Raw genomic sequence first — 24784 nt, forward strand, 5'->3', positions numbered from 1 at the left:
AAAATCCCCTTTCGCTTTTTCGAAAGGGGATTTTATTATTTATACAAATTCAAGAATATTTTATCTTTTTTTATAGGTCTAAATAATTCTATTAAGAAATAAAGAGAAATTATATAAAACACCGAACTCACAAGAAATAGATATGTATATCCATTACTCAATGAAGTTATAAATCCAAAAACAACAGCTGCAAGAGAACGTGAAATAAAATTCAAAAAATTTCTTATACTGCTAATAGTAGTAACCTTTTTTTGTGGAATATAACTCATTACAATAGTGGTCGATACCGGATTAGTCATATTCATAAACGAAAACCTCAAAGCATATAATACCGTAAATGCATAAGGATCTCTAACAAAAGCAAAGGAGATAATCAACGGTATAACAAGGATATTCATAATAAGCGAAAATTGATAAGCACCGATTTTTCTCGATATTTTCGATGAAAATATCGATCCTACCGCTGCGCCAAACTGCGCAAAAGCAAGAGCTGCTCCTATCATAGTAGGTTGTAAATTAAACAGGTCCTTAAATATAATATTCCCAAAATTCACAAATAATCCCGCACCAAATCCTATTAAAAAGGTTCTTATTAAATGTATCTTTACTATATGATATTGCAACTTATCAAAATCTTTTAAATTAAATAAATCCTTTAAACGCAAAGTCTGTCTGTGTTCGCTTTCATGAATAAAAATCAAAAATATATTTGAAGAAAGATGAAGCATCGCTGTAAAAACTAATGCATTTCCAAGCCCTAAAAACTCGCCCATTGTCCGCCAATTAAATTACCAACAAGACCACTTCCCATTACAAGACCAAAGTTATAACCAAAATACTTCCCTCTATTTTCATGTGTGGTAATATCAACTATTAATGAATTTAATAAAATCATCCTTGAAGTTAAAAAGCCACCATTTAAAAAGGCCGTAAGCAGTAATATATTTTCAGAGGGATGAAATACTCTGAATAATAAAATTGTTGTAAATACCAATGAGGAAATTAACAACATAATCTTTTTTCCAAATTTATCTCCGGCAATTCCTATGAACAATCCAAGAATTGCTGAACCAATCATTTCAAGTGAAGTAATATGGCTTATAAATGAATTGGTATAACCAATATCCCTTAAAAAAAGATTAAAAACTACCCTATATATAGATTCAGCAAGTCCTGTTAAAACTGTATAAAACAATAGCTTTTTCATTTTATACCTCCAAATTAATTCGTAAAACTAACAAAGTTTATTATAGTATACTACAAAAAATCCCTCTTAATGTTAAACCGAAATTAAAATCTTCCTAAAAATTATAGTTTGCTTTACTAAGAATATATGTTATAATAAAAGCGTGAAAAATTTTTCTTAGAAGGGGGAATTAAAATGGAATTATTAAATCCAGAAAATGCACCAAAAGCAGTAGGACCATATTCAATAGCAGTAAAAAGCAATGGTTTCATCTTCGTTTCAGGACAGCTTCCTGTAGACGTTGAAACAGGAGAATTTATAAAAGGCGATATTGCAAAAGCAACAACAACAATCTTAAACAACATCAAAAACATTCTCGAAAGCGCTGGAAGCAGTGTAAATAAAATTGTGAAGGTTAATGTATTTATGACAGACCTTTCAAAATTCGATGAATTTAATAAAGCTTATGGCGACTTCTTCAACGGCCATAAACCAGCAAGAGCAGCTATACAGGTTGCAGCATTACCAAAGGGCGCAGATATAGAAATAGAAGCTATTGCTGAAGCATAATTTTTAATTAAAATAAATACCCGGAATTTCAATTAATTCCGGGTATTTTATTATGCAAGTATTTTGTTTAATATTTCCCTATACTTTCCGTTTAAATATATCTTTCCTTTCTCACCATATATAATCTTCTCCTTATTATGAGGCGAATTTCTCGAAATAGCGCTCGTAAATGCAGAAATGGAACGCGAATCCTTCAAGTTTAACTCTTTTATAATCTCATCTTTCGAAGAACTTCCAACTTTAACCATATATCTTAAAAATTCTCTGGTAGAATCAGTCAACGAATTCACAAGACCTTTTAATTCATTCTCTGACCATTTCTCTTCCATAACCTTTGACCCTTTTATCAATTCCTTAAAATATTTAATCCGTATTGCAAGGTCATTTGACAAAATCCCAAATAATATTTCTGTTGGTAAATTTTCATATTCTATCAATTCTATCATCTCATACAAAAACGGTTCTATTTCCACAATACTCTTATCAAGATTTAAGTTTTTCATGTTAATTTTCTCATTTCCATATATTAAAACTTCATTTTCCATATCAGCTGCTATTCTTAATCGCTCAAATAATGATATAATAAATAATGAGAGGAATTTTCTTTCCACTTCCTCAGGAAAGGTTTCGCTCTTTAAATATTCAAGAATCTCATAAAAATCATCTTTTGTTGTTAATTTATCAAAAATCTCGCTCTTTACCTTTTTTTCTTCTTCTACTATATTTTTTCCAAGAAATGTATATAACGTAGAAAGTATTTCTTTATACAAAATCATCACCCCGTTTATAATTTTATAACTTAATATATATTATACCAAAAAGGAGAGTAAAATATGCAAAAATCTATAATTGTAAAAGAAGGAAATTATTATAAAAGATTGGATAAATTCTTAAGAAATAACTATGAAAATCTAAAACTCGGGTTTATATACAAATTACTCAGAAAAGGTTTTGTATATGTAAACGGAAAAAGGGTAAAAAAACAGGATTTCGTTTTGAATATAGGTGACAAAGTTGAAATTAGATATAACGGTCCTCTTGAAGAAAGAAAAAAGGAAAAAAGCATATTGCCAAGACCTTTAGACCTGGAAATAATATTTGAAGATAAAAATATCCTTGCAATAAACAAACCAAATGGAGTTTCAGTGCATCCTGGAACAGGAGAAGAAAAGGTTACAATAATAGAAGGTGTTTTACATTATGCAAATGGCGAATTTGAACCACATCTTGTTCATAGACTTGACAAACATACATCTGGCGTTCTTGTAATAGCTAAAAACAAACAAATTGCACGAGAATTAACAGAAATAATCAGAGGAAGAAATATATTGAAGAAATATCAGGCATTGGTATTGGGAAAATTAAAAGGAGAAAAAAATAAATTAGAGGACATACTTGACGATAAAAAAGCTGTATTATATTATGATGTCTTAAATACATACAGAATAAAAAACATACCGTTATCCCTTGTTGACATTGAATTAAAAACAGGAAGAAAACATCAAATAAGAAGGCAATTTGCAAATATCGGCTCGCCTGTTGCAGGTGATAATATATATGGTGATTTTGAAAAAAATAAGATATTAAAAAGATTTGTAGGACTAAAAAGATACTTCCTGCACTCATATTACCTTGAATTTGATTACAAAAACAAACGTTATACATTAATGGCAGAACTAACTAACGATTTAAAAAAGGTTTTAAACAGATTGGAGCGATAAGCTTTTGAAAAATCTTAAAACGCTTATATTCTATATAACCATATTCTATGCAGTTTTTAGCTTTATCTATATCTCATATAATGATTATAAATTCTTATCCAGAGGATATCATATCATTGATAACTCCAGATTAAAAACCCAATCAATAAAGATTGGGGAAAAGGTTGTGGAATATTACAAATATCAGGATTATATCCTAATAAGCGAAAATTCCACCAATATAACTTTGGATGACTTTAAAAATATAGTCCATAGATTCAATAATATAATAGTTGCCGAGTTTTCAGACTTCGGCTTCATCTTTGACAGATATAAAATCTATCTATCAAATAACGAATTAAAAAAAATAAGATATGCTCATTATATAAAACCAAAGGAAATGGATAAATACGATACAGAACAGGTTGTTCAACGGTATTGGAGAGCGCTCAATGAAAGAAGAATAAACCTTTTCTATATTCCAGAACATAAAAAAAGATCTGAAATAATAAATGCCATAGAAAAAAGAATGAAAAACCATAAAGATTATATATTGCCATTGGAAAATATTCCTGAATACTTTGATATTATCTCAGCTGCAGTTCTTTTAGCTTTTGGAGCAATATATATACCGTTGTTTTCAATAATATATGCTATATTATATTTTTACTTTAACCCCTGGTCGTATGTATTTGCAGCGATATTTTTTTCCTTTATTTCATGGATAAAATGGAAAAATCATTTTGAAAAAGACAAAGCATATATAAAAGCTGTTTTGTTTAATATACTAATTGGTATATTAATCTACTCTTCAGGATACAGTTATTTATACATCTATAAAATTTCTGTTATTAGAGGTATTAAATTATTACTCATTACCCTTCCATTTATACTATTTATAGTCCAGATAAAAAACTTTAAATTAAAGAAAAAAGACATAATTCTCTCTTCAATAATCCTTGGGATAGTATTTATCTATTATATCCTCAGAAGCGGAAATTTTGGCATTTCCACAATGACAGAAAGAAAAATAAGGGATTTACTTGAAAAATATCTAATTGCCAGACCGAGATTTAAAGAATTACTGGGATACACTTTCATCTTCACAAAACCACCAACAGAATTCTTTAAAATATTCTGGAACATAGGACAGGCTATTGTTTTTGTTTCAATAATAGATACATTTTTGCACTTTCAAACACCACTATACCTTGGTGTATTGAGAACAATAAATGCTTTTGTTATTGCAGGAATTATTATAGTTTTACTTAGAATTATCGTGTATAAACTAATATATAATCGGGGTGAATAAAATGGGAAATGAAATAAGAATAAAGGCTATTGATGCTGGAAAAAATATAGACATTGCACTTATAGCTGCAAAATTGCAATTGCCAGTCATCACAAAATGGGAAATGCCATTAATATTAAACTATAATCAAAAAAACGTACATGTTTATCAATTTGGAACCTTTGTATTTTTTGATTTCACCGACAAGGAAATAAAGGATTTTATAGTCTATCTGGAAAAATTAATAGAAGAAGAATATAAAACGGTTTTAGAAGATGAATTAATCATAAAAATCGATAATAATATAAAGGGAAACTTTTATATTGACTACAACATAGAAACATTATTCATAAAAGAAGAATTCATTACTCAGGAAGTTCTTTCATTAATATCATTGACCATATCCCAAAGTGTGGCATTAGAACGATATGAACAACTTTCGGACGAGCTTGAAGATGAAATAGAAAAAACTATATATAGATACAAAAAATTCAAAGCATTTTTGCCAATAATAAGGAATATTGTAATAGGAAAAACATTAAATCTTGTAAAAACAAGACATGAAATAATATCTGATATTATGATTCTTGATAAACCGTCCATTACCTGGGAATGGAATCTATACGATGAATTATATGAATCACTTGCAAGATTCTTTGAGTTAAAAAGAAGATATAAAAACCTTTCGCATAAATTAGATTATGCACTGGAAACTTACACTGTATTAAACGAAATAAGCGAAGGCTCAAGAGCCAATTTTCTCGAATTTCTCATTGTTGTCCTAATTGTCCTGGAAATCGTCATGGCATTCTTGCACATCTAATAAAATCCAAGCATTTATTTTTCTCAATCAACAATAAAAACCATCATTGAAAGGAGAACAAAAATGCTAAAAGCCAATCTTTTAAATTTTACAACATTATATAGATTCGGAACACCATTTGAAACAGACGCTGTAACACTCGACAAAAAATCGCTTAATTTCACCGAAACAGAACAACTCCCCTTCTTTTCTTTTGAAAAAAACGACACAATTTTCACATTAAAATTCCAGCTCAATGAAGAAGACCGTATATACGGTTTAGGACAAACACTTGGAGGATTAAACAAAAGGGGAAAACGCTATAAACTATATGCAACAGATGACCCTTTACACACACCGGAAAAAGAGTCATTATATGGTTCTCACCCTTTCTTAATAGTCAACAACAAATTTGGACTCTTTATTGATTATCCATCAGAAATAATATTTGACATAGGATTTACAAAACACGACATAATGGAAATCACAATCCCATCAAACAATTTTGATTTATACATATTCAACTCACAAAACAATATTGAAATTATCAAAGAATATTTAAAGCTAACGGGAACACCATATATTCCTCCAAAATGGGCTTTTGGATATCAACAATGCCGATGGAGTTACCCTGATGCTAAAACAATAAAAGAAGTCGCTGAAAACTTTAGAAAAAAAGAAATTCCATGTGATGCAATATATATGGATATTGATTATATGAAAGACTTTAAAGTCTTTACCATCGATGAAAACAAATTTCCAGACTTCGATAAATTTATGAAAGAAATGAAAGAAAAAGGATTTAAACTCGTTCCCATAGTTGACCCAGGTGTAAAAATCGAAAAAGGATATGACGTCTATGAAGAAGGAAAAGAAAAAGGATATTTTTGTAAAGACAAAGATGGAAAAGACTTTGTAGCAACAGTATGGCCTGGATTCACACATTTTCCAGACTTTTTAAATCCAGAAGTTAGAAAATGGTGGGGAAGAAAATATAAATTATTCACAGATCTTGGAATATACTCATTCTGGAATGATATGAATGAACCATCAATTTTCTTCGTTCCAGACGCTTTAAAAAAATATCTTAAAGAAATAAATGAAATGCTAAACAAAGAAATAGGTCTGGAGTTCTTTGGAATAAAAGACGGAATAAACGCTCTTTCAAACAAAAGGGAATATTACAGCGAATTCTATCATAATACCCCTTATGGAAAATTCTCAAATGAAGAATTACATAATCTATATGGTTATTATATGGCAAAAGCTACAGTTGAAGGATTTAATGAACTTATTCCAGATAAAAGATATTTATTATTATCAAGAAGCAGCTATGCCGGACATCATAGAATAGCCACCATATGGATGGGCGATAATATGTCCTGGTGGGAACATATGCTCGTAAATATAAGAATGCTCCTCTCATTAAACATGGCAGGATTCTTCTATACCGGCGCTGATATAGGCGGATTTGGCAGCAATGCGTCACCGGAATTAGTTATTAGATGGATGCAACTTGGAGTTTTCTCACCATTATACAGAAATCACTCAGCTCTTGGAACCCGTCACCAGGAACCATGGGCTTTTGACGAAAATATTGAAAATATAATGAAAAAAATCATAGAGTTTAGATATGCCTTAATCCCATATCTTTATTCTGAATTCTTCAATTCAATTGAAGAATTAACACCTTTTATTTCACCTCTATTCTTGCATTATAACGACGATGAAACTTCCTTTGAAATAGAAGATCAATTCATGGTTGGAAAATCCTTAATGGCTGCACCAATAATACAGCCTAATGCAAAAGGTCGTTTTGTATATTTACCTGAAAATAAATGGTTATACTGGAAAGTTTCTGATTTTAAAGAAAGAAATGTAGAAGTTTTAAACCCAGGAACACATTACATAAAAGCGGGATTAAATGAAATACCTGTGTTTATAAAAGAAAATTCATTAATCGTATTAAACGAAGAAAAATTAAATTATGTTGATGAAAAAGCAACGGAAGAAATTATCGTTATAGGTTTTGTAACTGACAAAGCGGAATTCATCTATTTTGAAGATGATGGAGAAAGCTTTGCATTTAAAGAAGGCAATTATGCAAAAATAAAGATTACTGTAATCAAGAATAAAAATGGATATGACTTTGAAGTTGAAAAAGATGAAAGTGAAAAATTCGAAACTTCCTTAAAAAGAATAAAATTTGAGATTTATAATGAAAATAATGAGAAAGTAGTTTTTACTCTTTCTTTATAGTTTGCTACCATAATTAAATATTTGAACTTTTTTTAGAGTTGAACATTCTAAATAGCTTGAAAAATATTTGTATTTACTGTATAATTAATATAAGGTTTCATTTGTGAAGCGAGGTGAATAATATGGCAACATCATCCTTTAATAAAGATTTTATATTAAAAAGCAAAAAGGAAGTAGAAAGTTTTATTAAAATATTAGAAAAAACTTCTAAACCTATAAAAATTGATAAAAATTTAGTCTCACCTGAAAAAGAGAAAGAGGGTGTAGAAAAATTAAAAAAAATATTCTCTCATTAAAAAAATTAATTGAGATAAGCGGTGGGCAGGAAAATGCCCAAAAGCTTATCTCAAATTTTTTTTGTAGAAAAGATTCAGATATTGAAAGATTTTTAAAGGAAAAAGCTATTAAATTTGAAAAATTAGGTAAAAGTAGAACATTTTTTATATATAATGAAGATGCAATCAAAAACAATAAATTTGAAATTTTGGCTTATTTTACACTGGCTATCCAAGTTTTAAAAATTCCAGATGAATTTTCGGGAAATAAAATAAAAAAATTAGATGGTTTTAGTTCAAAAATAAATGGAAAACGAATTACAGAAATCCCAGCAATTTTAATTGGACAATTAGGAAAAAATGATTTATATTCTTCTAAAATAACAGGCGATGAAATAATGCAGTTTTGTTTTAGTAAAATATTAGAAGGTCAAGAAAGATTAGGTGGAAGAATCATAATGCTTGAATGTAAAAATATAGAATATTTAAAAAATTTCTATAGAAAATACGGATTTGATTTAATCGATAAAGATTATGATAACGATGAATTACTTCAATTCATAAAAATTTTAACTGAAGAAGATTTAATTTAAAATTCCCCCATCTGGGGGAATTTTTTTAGTTAAGGTTCTCCATAAATTTAAAATCTACTGGAACAACATGAGTAACGCCATCTCTCATAGTAATTCCATGGAAAATATCGGCAATTTCCATCATCAATTTATTATGTGTAATAACCAAAAACTGTGTCTTATCAGCATGTTTCCTTATTAACTTCGCCAGTTTTCCTGCATTTATATCATCAAGCGGCGCATCAATTTCATCAAGCACATAAAATGGGCTAGGATTCACATTCATAAGTGCAAAAAGGAAAGCTGAAGTTATCAAAGCTTTCTCTCCACCAGAAAACAATTGCAATTTCTGGAAATTCCTTCCTGGCTTTTTAACGGAAATTTCCACACCTTTTTCAAAAGCCTTTCCTTCACCAAACATCTTCAACAATCCATCGCCGCCAACAAATAATTCTTTAATAAACTCACCAAACTTTTCATTTACAAAATTAAATGTCTTTAAATATTTCTCCTCTGCTTCCTGATCTATCTTATCAATACCTTCCTGTAATGTCTTAATAGACTTTAAAATATCCTCTTTTTGCTTATATCTATCATCAAGATCCTTTTTCACCATTTCATATTCATCTAAAACAGCAAGATCAACACTTCCAATATGTTTTAAAGCCTTTTTAATATCCTCAATACGCCTTTCAAGTGCCATAATTTCCATATCGTTTAAATTTTCAAAAACAAATTCTTCTGTATCAATTCCCATATTCTTTGCCTTTTCAAATAAAAAGTCCTTTTCATGAATAAGATTTTGTTTCTCTAAATCCAGCTCATGCGCAGCATTCTTCAAATCATCTATCTTATCCTTTATTTCATTTCTAAGCTTTTCATATTGTTCCAATTCCTCAAACTTCTCTTTCTTACCTTCTCTACTCTTTTTAAGCATTTGAAATGCCTCATTCATTTCCTCATTAATTCTTTTAATTTCCTCTTCATAATCTTCTAACTCTTTGCTTTTTTGTTCCATCTCATTCTTTAACTGCTTAAACTTATTCTCAAGTGATTCAAGATGATTTTCTATGCTTCTCAAATTATTCTTTACTTCATTTCTTTCCTTTTCATATTCTGAAATCTTTGACAATACAGAATTCTTATGCAAATTCAATTCATCCAATCTTGCAATCTTCTTCCTGAGTTCATTATCTATTGTCTTATTGCTCTTTTCTATTTCCTCTATTTCAATTTCTATTTTCTTTTGCAAATCAACATTATCGTTTATTTTTATTTCCAGTTCCTTCAATTCTTCCTCTATTTCATTTATCCTATCTTCAAATGTATCTATTCTGCTCAACACCTCTTCATACCCATGTTTTGCATTGGAATATTCCTTTTTAAAATCCTTATATGAATTCTTTCCATTTAAATGATTATATCTTATCTCATTTAACTTCTCTTCCAATTTTTTAAGCTCCACAGTTGAACGCTTATAATTATATTCCACCTTTTCCAAATTTTTTTCATTTAAAGAAATTTCTTCTTCTATTTCCTTCAATGACTCTTCAAGCTCAGCTAATTCTCTCTTTCTTGAAAGAAGAAGTGTTTGATTATTGTTTTTTGAAGCACCACCTGTAATTGCACCAGATGTGTTTATTATCTCTCCAGAAACAGTTGCAATTGTAAGCGACACATTCTTCATTCGATTTTTAATTTCCAGTGCTGTTTCAAGCCTATCAACAATTATTGAATTACCAAACACATATTTTATAACCTTTTCATATTCTGGATCATAACTTACCAGATCTACCGCATAGCCATAAAATCCTGGTTCATATTCCAGCTCTTTTACCCTTCTTAAATTTGAATTAATCAAATCAAGAGGCAAAAATGTAACTCTTCCAGCTCTTTCTGCTTTTAAATATTTTATATATGAAGACACCTGTGAAGAGCGTTTTATAACCACATTCTGAAGTCTAAAACCTGCAATTGTGGTAATAGCCGTTTCCAACTCTTCAGGTACCTCTATTAAATTCAAAACCACATCCACAATATTTTCATCATTATGAAACGCCTCAAACAGTTTTTTTATTGCATATGAAAACCCTTCATAATCCGAAATCTGCAGTTTTAAATTCTCTATCTTTCTTTTTGTTAAATCCTCTTCACGTCTTAACTTTTGAAGATATTCATATGTTTCCGAAACGCTCCTATGCAGCTCTTCTGTTTCACTTTTCTTTTCTTCAATCTGATCCATTAATTCCTTTTCTTTTTTAGAATAATGCTCAAGATCCTTTTCAAGAACTTTTAATTTTTCCTCTAATTCCTCTATCTTCTTTGCATAATTTTCCTTTTCAGTCTTCAAAAACTTCAATCGCTCATCCTTACTCCCCTGTTCGCTTATTAACTCATTTTTAGTTTTTTCATATTCTTTTCTTTCTTCAATTAATCGCTTTAATTTCTCTTTCAAAGAAGTTAGCTTATTCATCTCTTTAGAAATAGAAGCCTCTATCTCTTTCTTTTCATTTTCAACCTCTGTAATCTCTTCATTTAATTTACTCAATTCATTTTCATACTTTTCTATTAAATTCCTAATTTCTTCAAATCTCTTTTTATTTCTGGCATAATCCTCTTCAAACTTCGTCTTTTCCCAGCTATTTTCAACAATGGCTGAATTTAATTGTTTCAATTCATCCTCAAGATGTGTTTTCATCTTTTCATATGAATCAAGACGTTGCTTGAAGTTTTCCAGTTTTTCTCCATATGCAGAAAGCTTTTCATCCTTCTCTTCTATCTCCGCCTTTAATTCCCTGTATAACCTCTCAACCTCAAAACTCTTAGCAAGCAATTCCTTAACCTCTGACTTATTCTCAAGAATCTTATTCTCAATCTCCTGTATTTTCTCGCTTATCTTTATATTCTTGGCACCAAAATACTTAACCCCTATTTCCTTTAATTCCTTATTATACTCAACATATTTCTTAGCTCTCGATGCTCTGTTTGACAATGATCTAACCCTTTTCTCAACCTCATACAATATATCGTTTAATCTTTCAAGATTCTCCTTTGTCTGTTCAAGCATTCTCAAAGCTATTTCCTTTTTATCAAGATAAACCTTTATTCCAGCAGCATCCTCAATAAGCGCTCTTAACAATTCAGAAGGAGCTGCTATTAATTCCTTAACCTGGTCCTGACCGATAATAGAATAAAAGGACTTACCAACACCTGCACCACCCATTACCTCAATTAAATCCTTCAATCGGACATTTCTATTATCAATCTTATATTGTATCTTCCCATCAGCAGAAAGAATCTTACCAAGAGTTCTTATCCTTCCCTCATCATCCTCTATCTTTATAAACACCTCAGCCTTTTTGGCAGGAGGCAACTTTTCAGTCCCACTAAAAATAACATCAAACTTCTCCTCTATACGCATTTGCTTTGAGGATTGTTCGCCCAATAGCCATCTTATGGCATCCACAATATTCGATTTTCCTGAACCATTTGGTCCAACAATACTAACAACATTTGCATCAAGATTTAATGTTGTATTTTTTACAAAACTCTTAAACCCTTTTATCCTCAACTCAAGTAACTTCAACCACTTCGCCCCCTAACTTATTACTAAAACTATTATATCATAAAAATTTTGTGCAATAATAACAAATAAAAATTAAATCAAAAATCAAGAAAACATTCATAAAAAGGTTCGTTCATGCGACTCAATTGCTGATCCTTGAAAATTCCCAACTTAGTTTTCTTTTCGAACTTTTTTTGATATAATAATATAAAAAGACTATATATCGGAGGTATCTATATGCAAAACGTCAAACGAAACTTCTACGCATTCATCTGGCACGCAATATTCCTCGCAATAGCAAGCTCATTCATCGAAGTAAACACCGTAGTCTCCTCATTAATCCTTCAAGCAGGAGGCGGTGAATTCCTGCTCGGTCTTGTCACAGCAATCTCTGTTGGAATTCCACTCTTAGCACAATTATTCTTTGCAGGGTTTCTCGTTTCAAAACCTCTAAAAAAACCATATCTATTAACAGGAATATACCTTAGAATCTTTTCATTATTAGCAATAGGTTTATTATTAATCTCTCCATTATCAGAAAAAACACTGTTAACCCTGATTATTATTATAATTTCTATATTCTCATTTAGCGGTGTATTTGCAGGTGTAAGTTACACCGATTTACTTGGAAAATCTATACCAAAGGACTTGCAAAGAAAATTCATGAGCTTCAGGCAAATATCCAGAAGTTCCTTTGCACTATTAAGCGCATTCTTAGCAAAGTATATATTAAATAAATTCGAATATCCACACAATTACTCAAACATGTTTCTCATAGCTTCATTTTCACTGTTCATAGCCTCACTTGGATTCTGGCTAATCAAAGAAGAAAAATTTGAAGTAAAAAGGGAATTCCCTTCTTTCATGGAAATAATAAAAAATATTCCTACAATACTTTCAAGGGATAAAAATCTCCTAAATTACGTTATCTTTAGCAATTTAACAGGGTTTGGTTTAATAATAATACCATTTTATGTATTACTTGCCAAAAACACATTTACCCTTTCAGACAAAATGGTTGGAAACTTCCTGTTATTACAAATGATAGGAATAGTTTTATCAAGTTTCGTCTGGGGACCATTATTACATAAAAAAGGCTACAAAAAAATATTGAAATACTGTATAGCAATTGGAGGTTTAATCCCAATACTTGCATTAATATTAAGCAAAACATCACCATTATTATACTCAACATTATTCCTGCTAACGGGAATTGCAATAAGTGCCCGTCAAATGACATTTGAAGGTGTTTTAATAGAAATCAGCGATCATCATAACAGAGCATTATACGTTGGAATCTCAGGAGCTTTAAACTTTGTAACAGCATTACTCCCATTAATAATTGGCGCAATTATAAAACACGTTGGTTTTATTAACGTATTCATCTTTGTAGCTATAATGATATACTCAAGCTTATATTTCTTAAATCAGATGAAATTAGAACATTAGAACTTTCTAATGTTCTAATTTTTTAATTTTCTAATTCTCTAATTCTCTTTTAATCTAAATTTAAAAGAAAATACATATATATTTTTTCAATAGATATATGATTTGTGATATAATTAATAATGTAAAGGATAAAAATGCCAAAAATAAAGTGAAAATTATAACTTTTTTAGGAGGGATATTATGAAATACGACATTATTGTTATTGGTGGAAGTGCAGCTGGACTCGTTGCAGCAATGACTTCAAAAAAAATCTACAAAGACAAAAAGGTACTTGTTATCAAAAAATTAGACAAAGAATTAGTTCCATGTGGAATACCATATATCTTTCACACACTTGGTGGTGTAGAAAAAGACTATATGGGAATTGAAGAAAAATTCAAAGCTATGGGAATTGACTTATTAATTGATGAAGTTATAGACGGTGATGCAGAAAAGAAAACAATATCAACAAAAAGCGGAAAAACATTTGAATATGAAAAATTAATTATCGCAACAGGTTCAACTCCATTTAGAGCTCCAATTCCTGGAAATGAACTTGAAAATGTACTAACAATTCCAAAGGATCATTTTTATCTCGAAACAGTTCACGAAAAACTCAAAGATGCTAAAAATGTGGTAATTATCGGCGGTGGATTTATCGGTGTTGAAGTTGCAGATGAAATCAAAAAAGCCGGTAAAAACGTTACATTAATAGAAGCAAGAGATTATTTATTACCAGCATCATTTGACAAAGATTTTGGAGAAATTGCACGTGAAGAAATTGAAAGCGATAATGTAAAAGTATTATTGAATTCTAAAGTAAAAGAAATCGCAGGAAACGGAAAAGTTGAAAAGGTTGTTCTTGATGGTGGAGAAGAAATACCTGCAGATGTTGTAATACTCGCTACAGGTTATAAGCCAAATGTTGAAATTGGAAAGAAAATGGGTTTAAAAATTACAGATCTTGGATACATTGAAACAGATGATTACATGAGAACATCAGTAGCTGACATTTATGCAGCAGGAGACTGTGTACAACACAAAGATTACTTCACAGGAAAACCATCAAGACTTATGCTCGCATCAGCAGCTGTTTTTGATGCAAGAATTGCAGCATCCAACCTTTACAAATTAAGAGTATTAAGAACAAACAAAGGCTCATTAAACGCATATTCAACAGTAATTGGAGGCAAAGCATTTGCTGCAGCAGGAATTACAGAAGCAGTTGCAAAACAGGAAGGTTTCGATATAGTTGTAGGAAAAGCGGAAGTTATGGACAGACATCCTGGTAAATTTGCAGATGCTTCAAAAATCGTATTAAAATTAATATTCTCAAAAGAAAGTGGATTATTATTAGGAGCTCAAATGGCTGGCGGAAAGAGTATCGGTGAAATGATAAATATTATCAGTTTAGCAATTCAAAAAGAAGTTACTGTTCAGGACATTATGACAATGCAAATAGGTACACACCCATTATTAACAGCAGCTCCAACTGTATATCCACTCTCAGTAGCAGCAGAACAGGCTTTTTCACAAATGTAAATACAATAATAAATACAGCCCCTTAAAGGGGCTGTATTTTATTGTAACTTCCTTTTCATCCTCAACAAAAAACCAGGGCAAAAATTTGACCCTGGTGGTTTGGAAAATGAATTATATAAAAATATATACCGTGGACCACATTCTAATCTTTGTTAGAAGGATCTACGGTATTTTTTTATAACTTCTCTATTATATATTCCTCAATATTCCTTTTTTCTGAATTTATATTTATTCCTATGAGATATATTTCTTTTCCGCTGTATTTTTCATAGTATTTCATTTCTTTTATTTGTTTTAATGCTTCGTCGCTACTTTGATCCAGTTTTATCTCAAATAAATATATCCTGTCGTCAAAATCTATTACTAAATCACTTCTTCCAAGATTTGTCAATTCTTCTGCTTTTACATCTATTCCTGCCGAGGCTATTATTGTAAATATCAATGAGTGATAATATTTTTCTTCTTTTTTGTGTAGATTATACGGAACAGCGCTTATTATCTTTTTTATTTCTTCTATTAATCCTTTTATGTCATTTTCTTCTATTTTTAAATATATCTCACTTACCCTGTTTATTTCTTCATCATTAAATCCATAATTGGCTTCTAATATTAGTGTTGAAAAACTGTTTTTTACTTCAAAATTTGGATAGTCCAGTATATATTTTTTCTTTAATCCATATTTTTTTATTCCCTTAAAGGTTAAATATCCTGCCTGCGTAAAGAAGATATTTGCTTTTGCATCTTCTATTTCTCTTGTTGAGAAATCTTCTGCACTTACTGGTGTTTTTACTAAATCCTCATACTCTATCTTTTTGCCTTTTATGTATTCATACAAAAAACTTGGTGAGCCACTTTCAAACCAGTAGTTTCTAAGTTCTTTTTTCTGGAAAAATTGTAATATCGAAAATGGATTATATACTGTATGTTCTCCATCAAATGAGAATCCATTATAATATCTTTTCATTTCCTCTAATAATTCTTTTTTTGTTATTCCAAACTTTTTTGCCGTTTTTTCTATATGTTCTTTAAAATAATATTCTAACTCTTCCTGGGTATATCCAAACATTTGTGAATATGCTGTATCTAATGATATATCGTTTAAATTGTTTAATGCTGAGAATACTCCTGTTTTGGTAAATTTTGTTATTCCGGTTATGAAGACAAATCTTATATGTTCATCATTCGCTTTTATTGTTGTATAAAAATCTCTCAATATTTCTCTATTGCTTTCCGCTTTTTCTTTTTTATTTATATTGTCCAATATTGGTTTTTCGTATTCATCAACTAATATTACTACTTTTCCTTTTTCTGATAGCTTCATTATTAATTCATCGAATGCAAACGCATAGTCTGTTTCTTCTATCTTTATTCCGTTCCTTTTTCCTTCTTGTATTATTATCTTTGTTAAACTTTCTTTGAGTTTTTCTGTATTTTCTGATTTCGCCTTTAATAGATTTAATCTTATTATTGGATATTCCTTAAAATCCCATTTGTCATATATATATGTATCCTTAAATAATTCCTTCTCTCCTTTGAATAAGTAATAAAATGTTGATACTGTTAAACTCTTCCCAAATCTTCGTGGCCTAGACATAAAATAAAATTTTCCACTATTTATTAAATCATATAAATACTTTGTTTTATCCACATATATATAATTTTCTTCTATTATTTCCTTATAATCCTGTATCCCTACCGGCAGTTTTTTCATCACTCCCACCTCCACAATTGAATTATATCACAATTCAATTACGACCTCTCTTTCATTCTCAACAACAAAACCAGGGCAAAAATTTGACCCCTGGTAGTTTGAAAAATGAATTATATAAAAATATATACCGTGGACCACATTCTAATCTCTCTTAGAAGGATCCACGGTGATCATATAGTTTCTATTTTTACTAATAATTTATTACTCTTCAAAAAAAAGTTCGATGTTTTTTATAATCTTTTTCCATTCACCTATTTCTATCACAAACCCCACCCCAAATTTTACATTATAACCTCTCCAAATTTCCCATTTTTTACTTTGTCCATTGCATATACTTCTTTTAATATTTCATCTAAATCTTTTCTGGAATATCTATTAACTACATTTTTTATAAACGCTTTTTCTTCATCTGTTAATAATTTATTCTCTTTAAATTCTTTTGAAATAGAAATAAGATAATATCGTTTTCCTTCATAACTCAACCTTTCTTCAAAATTTATATAATCAAAAGCTTTAAGATATCCTAATATTTTTTCTATTTCCGCTGGATATGGGCCATAAAAATATAACGTATAATCTAAAGTACTTAATTTTTTCCCTCTCATCTTATTATAGTATAAATCTATCAAAAAAAGGATTTTTACTAATTTAGTCTTTGTTAAAGTCTTTGCCTCATTTAAGACTTCAAGTATAATTGCATAATTTTTATTTTCTATTTTTTGCATATAATCACCCTCTCACTTAATTCTTCACTTTTATTATACCATATAAAAATAAATAGAAATACTTATATCTACTTCTATAATCACTTTTTATACTATTTCTTTATTAATTCTCTGAATTCCATTTCGGTAGTTAAATCGTATCCATTTATAAAAATCTTTTTCAATATTCCACTTCTCATTTTTAGAATATTTTACAAACACAAAAGTTCAATTTCATCTTTGGTTTACTTTTAGTATACAATATACAGATCATATAATTTTATTTTCTTTCATATTTTCTTAATTCTTCTACTAACTTATAAACATTTGTATATGGATTTTTTTTAGAATAACTATTTATATCTTTCTTTTGTTCTTCCAATTTTTTTGCATTTTTTATAGCAACCTCTATTTTATCTTTTAATCTTTCATACATATCTTCAATATTTTTTTCATATTTAGGAATTTTAGATTTTAATTTTTTTAAGCACTCTTCCTTACTTAAAGTTGATTGCTGAAAACTAAAGTGCAACAAATACCATAATTCAAAACACGGATTAGAATAAATAGCGTTATACCCCTTACTTTCAATTTTGTTTATAGCATTATTAAAATCCTGATCTTTTACTTCATCTTTATCAAATACTAACCAAATTTGATCATATTCATCATTTTTTAAGTATTTTCTTGCTGCTTCTAGCAAAACATTTGCTCCTCTTCCTTCGCCTTCTACTCTAACATGTGCATTTGGAACTTCAAATGCTTCAAAATAAAGTTTTTCGGTTTTTTCTCCTTCACAAACTATCAGTATTGAAGGTAATATTTCTCTTATATCCTTTTTTCTTTTACCTTTATTTTTAAAATATCCCTTCCTACTCATTTTAAATCAAACCCTTTTAATATCTTTTTTAAATATGGGATTGCTCCATATTTTCCCTTTAAATAGTCTTTTTCAAAATTGGCATTTTTTCTTACTCCTTTTATTTCAAGAAGTGAGTATAATTCTGATTTTCCATATTTATCTTTACTTACAAACCAAATTTGATCTCTACTAAATAACTCTGGATTTAAAATAAGTGTATTATGCGTCGTAAAAATTAATTGTGCGTTCTTTTCATTTTTTTCTGAATTAAAAAGTTCTATTATTGTCCTTAGCAACAATGGATGAATTCTAGTATCAAGTTCATCTATAAACAAAATAGAGCCATTTTTTAATGTTGCTAATACAGGACCTAAAATTCCAAAATATTTTTTTGTTCCATCAGATTCTTCTTTTAAAAAGTCAAATTCAATATTTTCTATATAATTATTTTTTTCATCAAAAACTGGATGATATGTTATAAGCTTATTTGAATATAATTTTTCATTATTTACAGATATAATCCCAATGTTCTGTGGAGTTAAAGCAACCTTTTCATCTGTTCTTATTTCTATTCTCTCATTTCTAAAATCATTTATTCCCATATCTGCATTTTTCAACATATTCAAAATTTCGTCTTTATTAACAACTCCTTTTTCCATTAAATCTAACGTAATTACAACTGGAAAATCTGTGGAAATAAAATTAATTTTTTGAAAAAATTCTACTATTTTAATTGCAGTTTTGCTATTCCATTGTGCCAAAGACGAAAGAAAAAGAGTATTTGCTTTCGTCTTTTCCTCAACACCTTTTCCTTCTGAAAACTTCCCTCGTTTAAATTCTTGCCAATCTCTTTCAAAAATCCTGGCCTCACGACCTTTTGGCCTATAATAAAGCCATTCGCTTTCAATCTTTCTATCTTTTATAGAAAATCCATATCTATAATAAATTTTATCTATTATAAACCTTCCTTCAAAAATCATAGGTTCATCTATATATTTTTTGTTCAATTTAAATTTCTCATCTGGAATTTCAAATCCAAAATTCGCAGAATTTAAAATAAGATATATATAAAATTTAAAGGCTTTAAATAAATTACTTTTTCCTCCTGCATTTGGTCCATATATTGCAGCTGTTTTTAAAAGTTTAAATTTTTCAGCATTAAAATAACTCTTTGCTTCTTTATCATCTGCTACCATTGAAAATTCTGTTCTTTCTGCAAATGATTTAAAATTATAAAAACTAAAATCTATTAACATATTACAACACCTCACAAAATGGAATTTATAACAATTCATTATATTAAAATTATACATTATATAATTTTAAAAGTCAAATTTGAAATTTTTATTCAATTTAGATATCTAAAATATATATCATGTACACTTTATACTCTCAAACAACCTCACCAATTATAACAAAACCAGCAGAGTCAATTTTTGGCTCTGCTGGTTTATTATAGATTATTCCATCACTTTCAAAAATTATTTTTTATAACCATTAAAATTGAATTTTTTTTTGTACATTTTTATTTCCCCTTTATGGACCATTTTTCAATTTCATCTTTGTCTTGCTTTTAGTATACAATATACATTGCAGGCTGAAAAAGAGTATGTAGAGATTTAGGAGATTATAATGGGTTGGTAGATTAGGAGAGGGACTTTAAATAACTACAACTTCTAATTATGAAAATTCTAATGACTAAAGAATATTTTCACAATTTTGATTTCAAATAACCCCACAGCAGAAGCTGTGGGAGGATTGATGGGGCAATTGGTTTTAATTCAAATTATGTTTGAGTTTTTGGTAGAGATTGATTGCGATGATAACTTCTATTTTTTTTTACAACTTCTCAATTATATAATTCTCAATATTCCTCTTTTCAGAATTTATATTCATTCCTATGAGATATATTTCTTTTCCTGCATACTTTTCATAATACTTCATTTCTTTTATCTGCTTTAATGCTTCTTCTGCACTTTGATCCAGTTTTATTTCAAATAAATATATTCTGTCTTCAAAGTCTATTACTAAATCGCTTCTTCCTAAATTTGTCAATTCTTCTGCTTTTACATCTATTCCTGCTGAGGCTATTATTGTAAATATCAATGAGTGATAATATTTTTCTTCTTTTTTGTGTAGATTATACGGAACAGCGCTTATTATCTTTTTTATTTCTTCTATTAATCCTTTTATGTCATTTTCTTCTATTTTTAAATATATCTCACTTACCCTGTTTATTTCTTCATCATTAAATCCATAATTGGCTTCTAATATTAGTGTTGAAAAACTGTTTTTTACTTCAAAATTTGGATAGTCCAGTATATATTTTTTCTTTAATCCATATTTTTTTATTCCCTTAAAGGTTAAATATCCTGCCTGCGTAAAGAAGATATTTGCTTTTGCATCTTCTATTTCTCTTGTTGAGAAATCTTCTGCACTTACTGGTGTTTTTACTAAATCCTCATATTCTATCTTTTTGCCTTTTATATACTCATACAAAAAACTCGGTGAGCCACTTTCAAACCAGAAGTTTTGGAATTCTTTTTCTGAAAAAAATCTCAATATTGAATATGGATTATATACTGTATGTTCTCCGTCAAATGAAAAACCATTATAATATCTCTTCATTTCTTCAAGCAATTCTTTTTCTGTTATTCCCATTTCTTCTGATAATTCTTTTATGTAATCTTTGAAATAATATTCCAATTCTTCCTGCGTATATCCAAACATCTGTCCATATTTCCTGTTTAAAGATATATCGCTTAAATTATTTAATGCTGAGAATACTCCTGTTTTTGTGAATTTTGTTATTCCGGTTATGAATACAAATTTTACATATGCATCCTTTGTTTTTATCTTTTTATAGAATTCCCTTAAAAATCCTCTAAACTTTTCAGCTTTTTTCTTATCGTTTATATGCTCTAATATTGGTGATTCATATTCATCTATTAAGATTACCACTTTTTCTTCATATTTTTTATTTAATACCCTTATTAAATTTCCAAATTTCGTTGGTAAATTATTTTCTATCTTTGGTATTTCATAATCTTCATATATATCCTCTATCATTTTATTTAATGATTCTATAAACTCTTCATATGTTGTAAGCGTATTATCAGACATATCCAGTTTTATTATTGGATATTCCTTAAAATCCCATTTGTCATATATATATGTTCCCTTAAATAATTCCTTCTCTCCTTTGAATAAGTAATAAAATGTTGATACTGTTAAACTTTTTCCGAATCTCCTAGGCCTTGACATAAAATAAAATTTTCCACTATTTATTAAATCATATAAATACTTTGTTTTATCCACATATATATAATTTTCTTCTATTATTTCCTTATAATCCGCTATCCCTACCGGCAGTTTTTTCATCACTTCCACCTCCACAATTGAATTATATCACAATTCAATTATGGTTTCCCTTCATTTCCAACAAAAAAACCAGGGCAAAAATTTGACCCTGGTGGTTCCATTTATATTATCTCATTTATCTAATTCTTGCATAATTTCATCTATAAAAACATCTATTTTTCTTTGTAATTTTGTATCATTTAAATATGTTTTTTCTTTGAGTCTTTCTAAGACACCTTTAATTTTTCCTTTTGCATATGATGAAGAATATTCATCTAGTACTGATTTTATTTCTTTTTTTACCTCAAACCCATAAGCATATTTATACAAAAATCTATATATTTTCAATTCAATATTTTTACTTACAGCATCTGACCAAACTGTATCTTTTTCCTTTTCAATTATAAATTTTACAAAACACTCATATCTCTGGTTATCTGATAATTTAGCTACAATTATTTCTTCTAAAATAGGATACAGTATCTTTTCTTTTAATATCTTCTCACTTGAAAGTTTATATCCAAAAAAATCCAAAATTCGTATATATAGAACTTCTTTTATTTCTTTATCTTTGAAATCATAAGATATTAAATACAATAAATATGACTTTATAAATTCAAATTGCCAAACATGTATAATTTTAATTTCTTTATATACATTTAATAAATACTCCGTATATAACTTTATGAATTCAAAAACCCTAATTGCATCAAATTTATTTGTAATAAATTGAAGATTTTTACTTAAGATTTTCCATGAATTCCAGTATTTCTCCATAATAAATGTAATTAAAGGAAAATACATATAATCTTCTCTTAAAATAACTTCTGTAATAAAATTATCGTTTAATTTATATATTTGTCCCTTTTCATACTTATTTTTTTCCCTATCTATATAATTTAATATATTATAATATATATAAAGTTCTGGAAAAGCATATACATCTACAACTATTGAAAGCGCTATAATTACTATTTCTACCAAAACAAAAGATATTACAAAAAAATTTAATTTAGAAAATTCCATTGAAAGAAATACAATTAATAATAAAGATAACCATACATATATTCCTAAATCTAATAATATCTTGATTTTTAATTTACTAGAATATTCTTTTTTATACTCAAAAAAAGACATAAAAAGAGCTATTAAAGTAAACGATCCTACAACAAAGCTGACAATAAATCCTTTAAAAATCTCCCAATTAAAATTCTTTATTATATTCAATTCTAAAATATACAAGCTAAAAAAGGCTATAATAATTGCTATAATTGCTCTAAATACTATATTATTAACAATTTCTACAAATAATATTTCTCTCCCCAATTTTTTAAAATCTTTGGTTAAATATGAGTTCAAATATTCATATTTATCTCGTATAAAAGAAAATTCAACTATAATTACAGGGAGTATCCACATTAAAATTATTTCCAGAAAAATACTGTGTTCTATAATTTCTTGCATTCTAACACCTTCTAAAAATTTATAATTCTACTTATTCATACATTCCATGACACTTTTTATATTTCTTTCTACTTTCACAAGAGCAATGACCATTTCTATTAATTTTTTACTCACTCTTAATTCCCCTATTATTTCAAAATTTCCATCCTATAAATTCCACCACCAAATTCAATGAAAATTTTACTTAAATTCAAAATTTAATTTTTTAGTTGCAGGGAATTAATTAATCAATGATATATTAAAATAAAGAAATTATTCACAAATATTGGTTGGAAAATTACATGAGGATTTTGTGGAATGAGATAAAGTATGCAGAGGTTTAGGAGATTATAATGAGTTGGTGAATTAGGAGAGGAACTTTAAAGAAAAAACTACAACTTCTGATTATGAAAATTTTAATAACTAAAGAATATTTTCACAAATTTAATTTCAAATAACCCCACAGCTTCCGCTGTGGGAGCGATTTATATTAAAGTCTAACTTTTAAATAATTCCATAAATATTTACAATTAAATGTTTTGACTATTTTTTATTTGAAATAATGGTAGTTGGTCTACATAATTTCTTTCAAAATATGATTTGTCAAGTTTTTTTGTAATTGTTTTAATAAGAGCTTTCTGAGTTCGTGGATTATTGAGATTTTTTTCTGGATTTATCTTATATGAATTTAATAATATATCTATATCTCCAACTTTAATTGCCTTTTCTTCACATCTTTTCAGGTATTTTGATTTCACAAGAATTTCATCAACCTGCTTATCAATAAACCTCAAAAACTTCCCACTTTGATATGAAGCTTTTATTATTTCCCAAGATGGACTTCTATTTTCTTCTAAAACATCAACAATATTAAATTCTTTATTCTCATTCCACCAGCTTAATTTAAATAAATATCCTACCAGCAAAGAAAAAAAGATTGAGGCATTTTCTTTTTTATATGCATCAAACCCCATTTTAAAATTAAAATAACACATAGGGGTATAAAAAAATTTATTTTTTTTATCAAAAAACTCGTTAATAACTTCGTATTTTGATTCATTAAAAATTTCTAATTTGATCAAAGGATTATTATATTTATAATTTAATTTAAATACGCCAAAATTTTCATTTTCTTCCACTATATCGTTTATTTTATTTTTTATTTCTTCAAAGCTTAAATTACCACTTCTTATAATCAATAAAAGTTCCCATTCTTCTACATTTTTCGTAATCCTTATTCCTGCACTTTTTAGTTTTTCATAACTAATAGAAAAATAACCATTAAGCTGTTCATTTTTAAATATATTTTCAATATTACCAGAATCTTTATATTCAATTGGAAAAAGTATATATTTACCCTTTTCTTTAATTTTTAATGCTGCATCTGGATTTATCTTTGAAAATTTTGGTTCATATGCAAGAAAATATTTTATTCCTTTATTTTCTAAAAAAGAAGTTAGCTTTTTTAACATTGTATAAAAAGCATTCATACTCCTTAATTCTTTAAAAAATTT

20 protein-coding genes are annotated in these 24784 nt (G+C 28.3%); 9 read left to right on the forward strand and 11 right to left on the reverse strand.

The annotated features are described in order from the left end of the window. Window positions 1-35: 35 nt before the first annotated feature. Window positions 36-773, reverse strand: coding sequence for an MFS transporter (locus MARPI_RS11315; RefSeq protein WP_050899160.1), 738 nt, complete (start codon window positions 771-773; stop codon window positions 36-38). Next, window positions 758-1207 (reverse strand): MFS transporter, encoded by a 450-nt coding sequence (locus tag MARPI_RS11320; protein ID WP_050899161.1) that lies wholly within the window; start codon window positions 1205-1207, stop codon window positions 758-760. Before MARPI_RS11320 ends, MARPI_RS11315 begins: the two co-directional genes overlap by 16 nt. A gap of 174 nt (window positions 1208-1381) precedes the next feature. Here MARPI_RS11320 and MARPI_RS05660 point away from each other — a divergent pair, with 174 nt between their 5' ends. Further along, complete coding sequence (locus tag MARPI_RS05660; RefSeq protein WP_014296632.1) at window positions 1382-1756, forward strand: Rid family detoxifying hydrolase; 375 nt, start codon at window positions 1382-1384, stop codon at window positions 1754-1756. Window positions 1757-1806: 50 nt separating this feature from the next. Here MARPI_RS05660 and MARPI_RS05665 read toward each other — a convergent pair whose 3' ends face one another. Further along, entirely contained in the window at window positions 1807-2526 is a 720-nt protein-coding gene (locus tag MARPI_RS05665; protein WP_041638529.1) for a hypothetical protein, read from the reverse strand. A gap of 63 nt (window positions 2527-2589) precedes the next feature. Here MARPI_RS05665 and MARPI_RS05670 point away from each other — a divergent pair, with 63 nt between their 5' ends. From MARPI_RS05670 to MARPI_RS05690, 6 genes are all read left to right on the forward strand, one after another. Then, a complete protein-coding gene (locus MARPI_RS05670) occupies window positions 2590-3477 on the forward strand; it encodes an RluA family pseudouridine synthase (RefSeq protein ID WP_014296634.1) in 888 nt (295 codons plus the stop codon). A 4-nt stretch (window positions 3478-3481) separates the two neighbouring features. Further along, window positions 3482-4768 carry a DUF5693 family protein gene (locus tag MARPI_RS05675; protein WP_014296635.1) on the forward strand — a complete coding sequence of 429 codons (1287 nt, stop codon included), beginning with the start codon at window positions 3482-3484 and terminating at the stop codon, window positions 4766-4768. Between the two features lies 1 nt (window position 4769). After that, window positions 4770-5570 carry an RMD1 family protein gene (locus MARPI_RS05680; RefSeq protein WP_014296636.1) on the forward strand — a complete coding sequence of 267 codons (801 nt, stop codon included), beginning with the start codon at window positions 4770-4772 and terminating at the stop codon, window positions 5568-5570. Window positions 5571-5633: 63 nt separating this feature from the next. Beyond that, on the forward strand, window positions 5634-7808 hold the full coding sequence (locus MARPI_RS05685; RefSeq protein ID WP_014296637.1) for a TIM-barrel domain-containing protein: 2175 nt from the start codon (window positions 5634-5636) through the stop codon (window positions 7806-7808). Between the two features lie 122 nt (window positions 7809-7930). After that, the gene (locus MARPI_RS11125) at window positions 7931-8104 is read left to right on the forward strand and encodes a hypothetical protein (protein ID WP_014296638.1); all 174 of its coding nucleotides are present in this window, start codon (window positions 7931-7933) and stop codon (window positions 8102-8104) included. Window positions 8105-8292: 188 nt separating this feature from the next. Next, complete coding sequence (locus tag MARPI_RS05690; protein WP_202945933.1) at window positions 8293-8676, forward strand: hypothetical protein; 384 nt, start codon at window positions 8293-8295, stop codon at window positions 8674-8676. Between the two features lie 25 nt (window positions 8677-8701). On the opposite strand, the gene smc is transcribed toward MARPI_RS05690, so the two are convergent. After that, window positions 8702-12241: a chromosome segregation protein SMC gene (gene smc / locus MARPI_RS05695; protein ID WP_014296640.1), complete on the reverse strand. Its 3540-nt coding sequence runs from the start codon at window positions 12239-12241 to the stop codon at window positions 8702-8704. A gap of 216 nt (window positions 12242-12457) precedes the next feature. Between smc and MARPI_RS05700 the strand changes: the two genes are divergently transcribed. Both MARPI_RS05700 and MARPI_RS05705 read left to right on the forward strand, forming a co-directional pair. After that, complete coding sequence (locus MARPI_RS05700; protein ID WP_014296641.1) at window positions 12458-13669, forward strand: MFS transporter; 1212 nt, start codon at window positions 12458-12460, stop codon at window positions 13667-13669. A gap of 180 nt (window positions 13670-13849) precedes the next feature. After that, window positions 13850-15190, forward strand: coding sequence for an FAD-dependent oxidoreductase (locus tag MARPI_RS05705; RefSeq protein WP_014296642.1), 1341 nt, complete (start codon window positions 13850-13852; stop codon window positions 15188-15190). 175 nt (window positions 15191-15365) lie between these two features. Here the strand turns inward: MARPI_RS05705 and MARPI_RS05710 are convergent, their stop codons facing one another. From MARPI_RS05710 to MARPI_RS05740, 7 genes are all read right to left on the reverse strand, one after another. Continuing rightward, window positions 15366-16901 carry an ATP-binding protein gene (locus MARPI_RS05710; RefSeq protein WP_014296643.1) on the reverse strand — a complete coding sequence of 512 codons (1536 nt, stop codon included), beginning with the start codon at window positions 16899-16901 and terminating at the stop codon, window positions 15366-15368. A gap of 281 nt (window positions 16902-17182) precedes the next feature. Next, window positions 17183-17626, reverse strand: coding sequence for a type II toxin-antitoxin system antitoxin SocA domain-containing protein (locus MARPI_RS05715; RefSeq protein ID WP_014296644.1), 444 nt, complete (start codon window positions 17624-17626; stop codon window positions 17183-17185). Window positions 17627-17885: 259 nt separating this feature from the next. Next, a complete protein-coding gene (locus MARPI_RS05720) occupies window positions 17886-18485 on the reverse strand; it encodes an RloB family protein (protein ID WP_014296645.1) in 600 nt (199 codons plus the stop codon). Continuing rightward, complete coding sequence (locus MARPI_RS05725; protein ID WP_014296646.1) at window positions 18482-19723, reverse strand: AAA family ATPase; 1242 nt, start codon at window positions 19721-19723, stop codon at window positions 18482-18484. The genes MARPI_RS05720 and MARPI_RS05725 overlap by 4 nt, the downstream gene beginning before the upstream one ends. Before the next feature lie 583 nt (window positions 19724-20306). Continuing rightward, complete coding sequence (locus MARPI_RS05730) at window positions 20307-21848, reverse strand: ATP-binding protein (RefSeq protein ID WP_014296647.1); 1542 nt, start codon at window positions 21846-21848, stop codon at window positions 20307-20309. Window positions 21849-21959: 111 nt separating this feature from the next. Continuing rightward, a complete protein-coding gene (locus MARPI_RS05735) occupies window positions 21960-23291 on the reverse strand; it encodes a hypothetical protein (protein WP_014296648.1) in 1332 nt (443 codons plus the stop codon). 509 nt (window positions 23292-23800) lie between these two features. Further along, on the reverse strand, window positions 23801-24760 hold the full coding sequence (locus MARPI_RS05740; protein WP_171814211.1) for a hypothetical protein: 960 nt from the start codon (window positions 24758-24760) through the stop codon (window positions 23801-23803). Window positions 24761-24784 lie beyond the last annotated feature (24 nt).

The sequence above is a fragment of the Marinitoga piezophila KA3 genome (genome assembly GCF_000255135.1).
GTDB lineage: Bacteria > Thermotogota > Thermotogae > Petrotogales > Petrotogaceae > Marinitoga > Marinitoga piezophila.